Raw genomic sequence first — 7,939 nt, forward strand, 5'->3', positions numbered from 1 at the left:
AAATCAAGTGTTACATTTTAACCTTGTAAATTAGATACGCCTTAAGCACCGAACTGGGCAGGTTGAAAATACCTTCTACATTAAATTATGTCTCGAAGTCCGTGGAGACATAAAAAGAAAATGGAGTTCAACATGCATAAGAAACATTTAATTGCAGTCGCGGTCGCAACTGGACTTGCTTACTTCCCTGTTAACGCTAATGAATACCAAGCGAGTATGGTAAGTGTCCCGCAATCTAAAGCCATCAAAGATACTTACATTGTTGTATTCAATACCCCAAGCGTTCTTAATCTAAGTAATAACAACACCATAGCTGAATTCGCGACGAAACAAGCCGAGAGTTTAGTCAACCAATATGATGTCACTGTGATGAAAAACTTTGGCAATGTGCTCAATGGTGTACTCATCAAGGCCAGCGCCCAACAGATTAAAGCACTGCGTAAAGATCCAAATGTGAAATACATAGAACAAGATCAAATCATGTCAGTAACGCCTATGGTTGAAGCCAATGCCAATCAACCGAGTCCGACCTGGGGCATAGACAGAATCGATCAACGAAACTTGCCATTGGATAGTAACTATCACACGGATTTCGACGGCTCTGGTGTAACCGCCTTTGTGATCGATACTGGCGTGCTTAATACTCACAATGAGTTTGGTGGTCGCGCCAGCAGTGGCTATGATTTTGTGGATAATGATTACGATGCGACTGACTGTAACGGCCATGGTACCCATGTGGCAGGAACTGTTGGCGGTGCTACCTACGGTGTGGCTAAAAACGTCAATCTTGTGGGAGTCAGAGTACTCAACTGTTCAGGTTCAGGTAGTAACTCTGGCGTGATTGCAGGGATAAACTGGGTGAAAAACAATGCTTCCGGCCCCGCCGTCGCAAACATGAGTTTAGGAGGCGGCGCCTCCCAAGCAACTGATGATGCAGTCAATGCCGCAGTTGCCGCAGGGGTCACTTTCGTAGTGGCGGCGGGTAACGACAACAGCAACGCCTGTAATTACTCACCCGCACGGGCGATAAATGCCATCACAGTTGGTTCAACCACCAGTAACGATTCCCGCTCGAGTTTTTCTAACTTCGGGACTTGCCTTGATATCTATGCGCCTGGTTCGAGCATTACGTCCGCTTGGTATAACTCGAATTCAGCGACTAATACCATAAGTGGTACCTCAATGGCTGCCCCACATGTGGCAGGCGTTGCCGCATTATACTTAGATGAAAATCCAAATCTCTCTCCCGCACAGGTGACAAACTTACTCACGACGCGCGCCACGTCAAATAAAGTTACAGACGCTAAAACAGGTTCACCCAATAAATTACTCTTTTCACTCGCAGGCGATGATGGTGGCTGTGGCAATAATTGCCCCGTCGATGAAACACCGCTGCAAAATAATGTGGGTGTCGCAATCAGTGGTGCCACAGGTTCTGCGACGTATTACTACATTGATGTCCCAGTCAATGCGGCAAGTTTAGGGATCAATCTAGCGGGTGGTTCTGGTGATGCGGATATTTATGTCAGCCAAGGGCAAAAACCGACGACAACAAGCTACCAATGCCGCCCCTATCAAAATGGCAACAACGAGAGCTGTAATTTCACCACACCTACGACGGGTCGGTGGTATGTGATGGTGCAAGGCTATAATAATTACGCCAATGCCCAACTGACAGCCAGCTATAACCTGAATGGTGGCGGAAGCTGCACCGATGCAAACTGCTTAACCAATGGCGTACCTGTCACGAATTTAAGCGGGGCAACTGCAACAGAGAAACTTTATAAGATAGTGGTTCCAGCCAATAGCCAACTCAACATTGCCACCAGTGGCGGAACTGGAGATGTAGACCTGTATGTCAAAGCAGGCACTACCCCAACGACCACCAGCTATGATTGCCGTCCCTATAAAAATGGGAACAATGAAAGCTGTTCGATTACCGTGACTCAAGCGGGAACTTACCATGTGATGTTACGCGCTTATTCGAGCTACTCGGGACTACAACTGAGTGCAAGCTACTAACTCATTGACCAAAAGTTTAAATAAAAATAAGCCCACTAAGATAACAACTTAGCGGGCTTCTTTATGGAATTAGCAGTGTGTAGTCTCACTACATAACGTTAAAAGCTTGGGGATTTGGCGAGAATAATTGTCGGTTTCGCTTCAATTTGCAGACGCTCAATCACAGCGGCAAGCTTTTCAACACTAAGACGAATTGGGGCTGGCATACTGGCAAATTCGATACTTAGCAGCAGGTTTTTCACTTCGAGTCCTAATTCAGTATCACCTTGAATACTCAGCTTACGCTGGAAGAATAGCGTGTCGGGATCTTCCTTCGCCGCCGCCACTAACACTAGCTCAGCAGAGTTGGCACTGAAGGTCACCTGCGCATCGGTGAGCTCTCTGACTTGCCACTTGCCATTAAAACTGACTTCGAAGGCTAAGTTTATATCTTCCACTCGAATCGCGACCCATTTATCCATCAAAAATCCAAGCTCATCGTCAGCAGCTTGCTCGGCAAGTAAGAGTTCAAGCAATTGGCTGATGGCTTTTGCTTTGAGGCTAAACGGCATCTTAGCAAGGGGAAAGCCGATGGCTTTTGGGGTGAACTCTAAAAGTTGCTGAGCAAATTTTGCGAAAAAAACAGCGGACATAGCGGGAACCCTACAAGAATAAAACATGATATATCCCAGTTTATCGGGATTTTATGATCTTAAACCTGTTTTAAATCAATTCATCGCCATTCAATCTTACCTACACTCAGCGGCTATCATTTTATCGGGAGCATCACTATGGAGCTGTTGTGTCCAGCAGGAAATCTGGCCTCGCTAAAGTCGGCATTACATGCCGGAGCCGACGCTGTGTATCTAGGGTTAAAAGACGACACCAACGCACGCTCGTTTGCAGGATTAAACTTCACCCCCGCAAAATTGCAAGAAGCCACTGAGCTGACGCAAAAGCACGGCAAAAAAATCTTTTTGACCTTAAATACTTTTCCAAAGCCCGGTGAAGAGCATCGTTGGTATCAGGCTATCGATTTAGCGGCAAAACTGGGTATGGATGCATTAATTGTCGCCGATCTTTCTTTGCTCGATTATGCCCATAGGCACTATCCAAACCTGCCACTGCATTTATCGGTGCAGGCCAGTGCAACCAATCTGGGGGCGCTGAGCTTTTATAAGGAAGCCTTTAACATCGCCAGAGTAGTATTGCCACGGGTGTTATCCATGAAACAAGTACGGGATCTTGCTAAAGTCAGCCCAGTGGATTTGGAAGTATTCGCCTTTGGTAGTCTGTGCATTATGGCCGAAGGGCGTTGCCAGCTGTCATCCTATGTAACGGGCCAATCACCCAACACTGGTGGATCTTGTTCACCAGCAAAACACGTACGCTGGCAAGAAGAAGGACAGAACAGATTAACCCGGCTCAACGATGTGTTAATTGATAAATCGGCCCTCGACGAACAAATGGGTTATCCCGTGGTATGCAAAGGCCGTTACATCACAGCAGATCAAGATTCGCCGCAATATTTACTCGAATCACCAACCAGTTTGAATACCTTAAGCTTACTTCCAGAGCTAGCCAAAGCTGGCATAGTGTCGCTGAAAATCGAAGGACGTCAACGCAGCCCCGCCTATGTTGAACAAGTCACTCGAGTATGGCGTCAAGCCATAGACACCTATCTAAATAATCCAGCGCTGTACTCACAAAGCCAAAATCAACCCCATTGGGAACAAGCCCTAGCGAAAGTATCCGAGGGTCAGATCACTACGCTTGGCGCCTACGAGCGCGATTGGCAATAAAAGGTAAATAGAGAGCAAGATTGACAAAGGACACCTTATGAAGATTTCCCTAGGACCACTGTTGTATTGCTGGCAGAAACAGCAAGTCGCTGACTTTTACCAGCAAGTCGCCGCCAGTCAAATTCCCTTAGTGTATTTAGGTGAGGCGGTTTGTAGCCGCAGACGCGAACTCAAGTGGGGCGATTATCTAGAGCTGGCGCAAATGCTCAAGCAGGCGGGTAAAGAAGTCGTGCTTTCGACGCTGGCCTTAATCGAAGCGCCATCTGAATATACTGAGCTCAAACGCCAGGTCGATAACGGTGAATTTATCGTCGAAGCAAACGATATGGCGGCAGTGTATCTTGCCAAAGAGCGTAATTTGCCCTTTGTCTGCGGCGCGAGTATCAATAACTACAATCGCGCCAGTTTAGACATTTTACAGCAGTTTGGAATGCAAAGATTTGTGATGCCAGTGGAGCTATCTAAGGCTTGGTTACAACAAGTGATTCAAGAGCAGCCATCATTTGAGGTGGAAGTGCTCGGCCACGGCTATTTACCACTCGCCCATTCAGCGCGCTGCTTTACCGCTAGACACAAACAGCTCACGAAAGATCATTGCGAAACGGTGTGCCGTGAATACAGTAAAGGACTACTCGCGCAAACCCAAGAGCAGCAGCCTTTACTCAGGCTCAATGGAATTCAAACCCAATCCGCTAGCTGTTTAGATTTACGCAGTGAAATAGCGGTAATGACACAAATGGGGGTCGATGTGTTTCGAGTATCACCCAGTAGTCTTGACTGCATCACTAAAGCCAATGCTTTGGTCGATACGATTCAAGCGACTAAAAATACTCAGGATTTTTCGATGAATAGCAAACTTGGTACAACCCAGTGCAACGGTTATTGGTTTGGTGAAGCGGGCCTTGCTGTGCATGTGAATCCATAGCCTAAAGCTGAAGATAAGCCTAAATTTAAAGATAACTCAGCCAATGATTTTGGGATCTTGGCTGAAGCTTAACTGGCTAAAAAGCAGCACACTTGTCCAACATAATAAACTTCCCAGTCCAATCCATTCTAGTAGGGCTGGCCACCACAAAGTAGGACGCGGCAGTTGCAATACCATCTCCTGATAAAACGGTCTATCACCTTCGGTCAAACCTAAATTGAGCTGTGGTGCATACAGAAACGTCAACATGCTACATAAGACTATTAACGCCAACAACCCAGTCCAACGGCCAAAGTTAGACTTGCCGAAACAGACCAAGGCTAAATAGAAGATCGCACTCAAACTCCCCAGATAGAAAAACCATTTCAGCCCAAGAACATGCAAGTGATACACGTTCACCGGAAATAATCCCACGCTCGCTAAAGCCAGAAAAGTGAGAGCCAAACTGATAAAGAAAGGGTATCCCCAGCAAGAAGTCACCTGCTGCAAAGAAGACAAACAATAGAAAACGAGGCTTAAACTGCCAAAAAACAATCCACCGTTAAGAATGACAGCGAAAGACGAATGACCATAAGTCCCTAATTCACTTAGGGTGTGATTCAAAAAATTGAAGCGATGGAATTCAGAATCATCGAACCCCAAAACAGTAATAACAATGCCAATTAAAAGCCCAAAGATCCCCAAAAAACCAAACTTAATGGCCAGTGTTGAGCCGCCTTTAATCGTAACCTTCTGTACTTTTGCGATCATGAATACTAGAGCTGGATGGGAGTAATACTAACTTACATGGAAATGAGAAGATTTAAAGCGGCGGGTATCCGCTTTATGAATAATATTTTTACTTTCATCGTTATTTGCGACTTTTTAGTCAATCACAAAAGCATCAAGATAATGGAGAAGGTCACTTTTAGAGATAAGTCGATTTAAAGGCTTATCGCATAAAAATGTGTCCTAGTGCCCAAGGCTCCTTAACATTACCGCGATATGCACAACAGGTTCTCGCCAACGCTATATAGCCAGAGTTATCTCTATTGCACTTTCAAATCGAACAGAACCAGCCAACATAGCGGTAGCGCTAAAGTTGCTGATGTTTTTTTGTGCAGAAATAACATCTAGATAGTTTCACACACATCAGTAAACAAGTAATTAACCAGTCGTTAACCCACCTAAGGCAAATGATGTTAAGGCCATGTTTAATAATGCTTTTACAGTAATGCAAGCCAATATAACCACTCTTAATTTATCGACAACTAAAGTAAAATAACTATGCTGTTTTGCTGCTTATATCAAACTAACTAGCGAATCGTTTTACATAGAGAAGCTAAGCGAGTAATCTTCCCCATTCTCGTTTTTGAGTTGAATTTAAATGCACCTTAATTAGCGTCGACAGCTTGTTACGTGCGGCTATTTATTCAAATTTACCATGTACGACTCGTACTTTAAGGTGTACAACATTGGCTACTGAAAATAAAAACCGAAACATTAAGACGATACTCACCTTTATCGTCCCTTCGCTGATTGGTCTGTTGTTATTTATGACCCCTATCAGCTACAACGATGCGATCACAATTCCTATCGCTATCATATCTAAAGCACTGCAAGGCGCATTGAGCGGTGTGCTAACCCTCATTGTGACTATTATTGTTGTGACTACGGCGCTGGCCTCTTTGCTGTCAAAAGTGTTTAAGCCCACATTCGTTACACAAAATCACTTCCTTAATGGTTTATTGAATGTCAGCCCTATGTGGTTGACGACTCGGATCTTAGGTGCAGTGTTTATCGTACTGACTTACTTAGGTTTAGGTCCAGAGATCATCAACTCCTCGAGCACTGGCGCATTAGTCTTAAACGACTTATTACCTGTGTTGTTCTCGGTATTTATCTTTGCAGGTATGTTACTGCCGCTGCTGCTGAACTTCGGCCTACTCGAGCTCTTTGGCACACTCTTAACGAAAGTGATGCGTCCCGTGTTCAATCTACCGGGTCGTAGCGCTATCGATTGTATGGCCTCATGGTTAGGTGATGGCAGTGTCGGTATTTTGCTGACCAGCAAACAATACGAAGCCCGTTTTTATACCCAGAGAGAAGCCGCAGTTATTGGTACAACCTTCTCGGCGGTATCGATTACCTTCAGCTTAGTGGTGATCTCACAAGTTAAGTTAGAGCATATGTTTGTGCCCTTTTATTTGACTGTGTGCCTCGCGGGTTTTGCCGCCGCTGTGATTGTGCCTAAGTTGCCACCATTATCGTGGAAGAAAGACAACTACATAGATGACACACCACGCATGCCAGATGATGAGCTGATCCCCGCTGGACATGGCGCCTTATCTTGGGGCTTTGATAAAGCCTTAGAAAAAGCCGCCAGTGCTGGTGGCATAAAAGCGGTCTTAAATGAAGGCATTAAAAACGTTGTCGATATGGTGTTTGGTATTATTCCTGTGGTAATGGCCATTGGTACGCTGGCACTGATTATTGCCGAGCACACGCCCATATTTAACTATCTGGGTATGCCGTTTATTCCATTACTCGAATTACTGCATATTCCAGAAGCCACTGAAGCCTCTAAAACAATCGTAGTCGGTTTTGCGGATATGTTTATTCCGTCAATCCTTGCCAGCTCAATTGAATCAGATATGACCCGCTTTGTAATTGCAGCCTTATCTGTGACTCAGTTGATCTATATGAGTGAAGTCGGTGCACTGCTTATCGGCAGTAAAATCCCCGTCAACTTCGTTGAGCTTTTCGTAGTGTTTATTCTACGCACCTTAGTGACACTGCCTGTTATCGCAGGTGTAGCCCATTTATTGTTCTAAAAGCTAACGGCAACAATAGCTCAGCTAAAAGGGGAGTCAGGTTAACTGACTCCCCTTTTTTGTAGTAACTCATACACGAACTGACAGTTTTGATTATATCGCGTGACTTAATCGTACAATCTCCACTCGACACCACACAACTCACTTTTGGACAGAAATCATTTAGTAGCTTTACTTATTAGCTCCATTTGTGGGCCAATGACCTATCCAGAAAATGCATAATAATTAAACTAATTTGAATATTCATATCTGCTATCTCGAAAAAAAACAGCACTAATTTAAAAATATCGAGCTCTTTTCATCAAGCATTAACTACGTGAAAAGAGCTCTTCATATCACTACAACTGCCCACCCACACCTTTGAATTTTTCAACAAAAGCGGCAATTTTCTGAAAAAC

At 44.7% G+C, this 7,939-nt stretch carries 6 protein-coding genes; 4 read left to right on the plus strand and 2 right to left on the minus strand.

Annotation, left to right across the window (positions count from 1 at the left end):
• Nucleotides 1-132 precede the first annotated feature (132 nt).
• Nucleotides 133-2,022, plus strand: coding sequence for a S8 family peptidase (locus L5M10_RS10135; RefSeq protein ID WP_263146936.1), 1,890 nt, complete (start codon nt 133-135; stop codon nt 2,020-2,022).
• A 98-nt stretch (nt 2,023-2,120) separates the two neighbouring features.
• Here L5M10_RS10135 and L5M10_RS10140 read toward each other — a convergent pair whose 3' ends face one another.
• A complete protein-coding gene (locus L5M10_RS10140) occupies nt 2,121-2,654 on the minus strand; it encodes an SCP2 domain-containing protein (RefSeq protein WP_113939323.1) in 534 nt (177 codons plus the stop codon).
• Between the two features lie 138 nt (nt 2,655-2,792).
• Between L5M10_RS10140 and L5M10_RS10145 the strand changes: the two genes are divergently transcribed.
• Nucleotides 2,793-3,803: a peptidase U32 family protein gene (locus tag L5M10_RS10145; RefSeq protein ID WP_113939322.1), complete on the plus strand. Its 1,011-nt coding sequence runs from the start codon at nt 2,793-2,795 to the stop codon at nt 3,801-3,803.
• Nucleotides 3,804-3,840: 37 nt separating this feature from the next.
• Complete coding sequence (locus L5M10_RS10150; RefSeq protein ID WP_263146933.1) at nt 3,841-4,728, plus strand: U32 family peptidase; 888 nt, start codon at nt 3,841-3,843, stop codon at nt 4,726-4,728.
• 36 nt (nt 4,729-4,764) lie between these two features.
• Here the strand turns inward: L5M10_RS10150 and L5M10_RS10155 are convergent, their stop codons facing one another.
• Nucleotides 4,765-5,478: a hypothetical protein gene (locus L5M10_RS10155; RefSeq protein ID WP_028761881.1), complete on the minus strand. Its 714-nt coding sequence runs from the start codon at nt 5,476-5,478 to the stop codon at nt 4,765-4,767.
• A 704-nt stretch (nt 5,479-6,182) separates the two neighbouring features.
• On the opposite strand from L5M10_RS10155, the gene L5M10_RS10160 reads away from it, so the two are divergent.
• The gene (locus tag L5M10_RS10160; RefSeq protein WP_173243401.1) at nt 6,183-7,541 is read left to right on the plus strand and encodes a YjiH family protein; all 1,359 of its coding nucleotides are present in this window, start codon (nt 6,183-6,185) and stop codon (nt 7,539-7,541) included.
• The last annotated feature ends 398 nt before the right edge of the window (nt 7,542-7,939 follow it).

Origin of the sequence: Shewanella sp. SM32, from assembly GCF_025654235.1 — a bacterium.
GTDB lineage: Bacteria > Pseudomonadota > Gammaproteobacteria > Enterobacterales > Shewanellaceae > Shewanella > Shewanella oncorhynchi.

What these genes read in the sequence shown, in the direction of transcription:
- L5M10_RS10135 (WP_263146936.1), top strand. Translation starts at nt 133, where the DNA reads ATGCATAAGAAACATTTAATTGCAGTCGCGGTCGCAACTGGACTTGCT.
- L5M10_RS10140 (WP_113939323.1), bottom strand. Translation starts at nt 2,654, where the DNA reads ATGTCCGCTGTTTTTTTCGCAAAATTTGCTCAGCAACTTTTAGAGTTC.
- L5M10_RS10145 (WP_113939322.1), top strand. Translation starts at nt 2,793, where the DNA reads ATGGAGCTGTTGTGTCCAGCAGGAAATCTGGCCTCGCTAAAGTCGGCA.
- L5M10_RS10150 (WP_263146933.1), top strand. Translation starts at nt 3,841, where the DNA reads ATGAAGATTTCCCTAGGACCACTGTTGTATTGCTGGCAGAAACAGCAA.
- L5M10_RS10155 (WP_028761881.1), bottom strand. Translation starts at nt 5,478, where the DNA reads ATGATCGCAAAAGTACAGAAGGTTACGATTAAAGGCGGCTCAACACTG.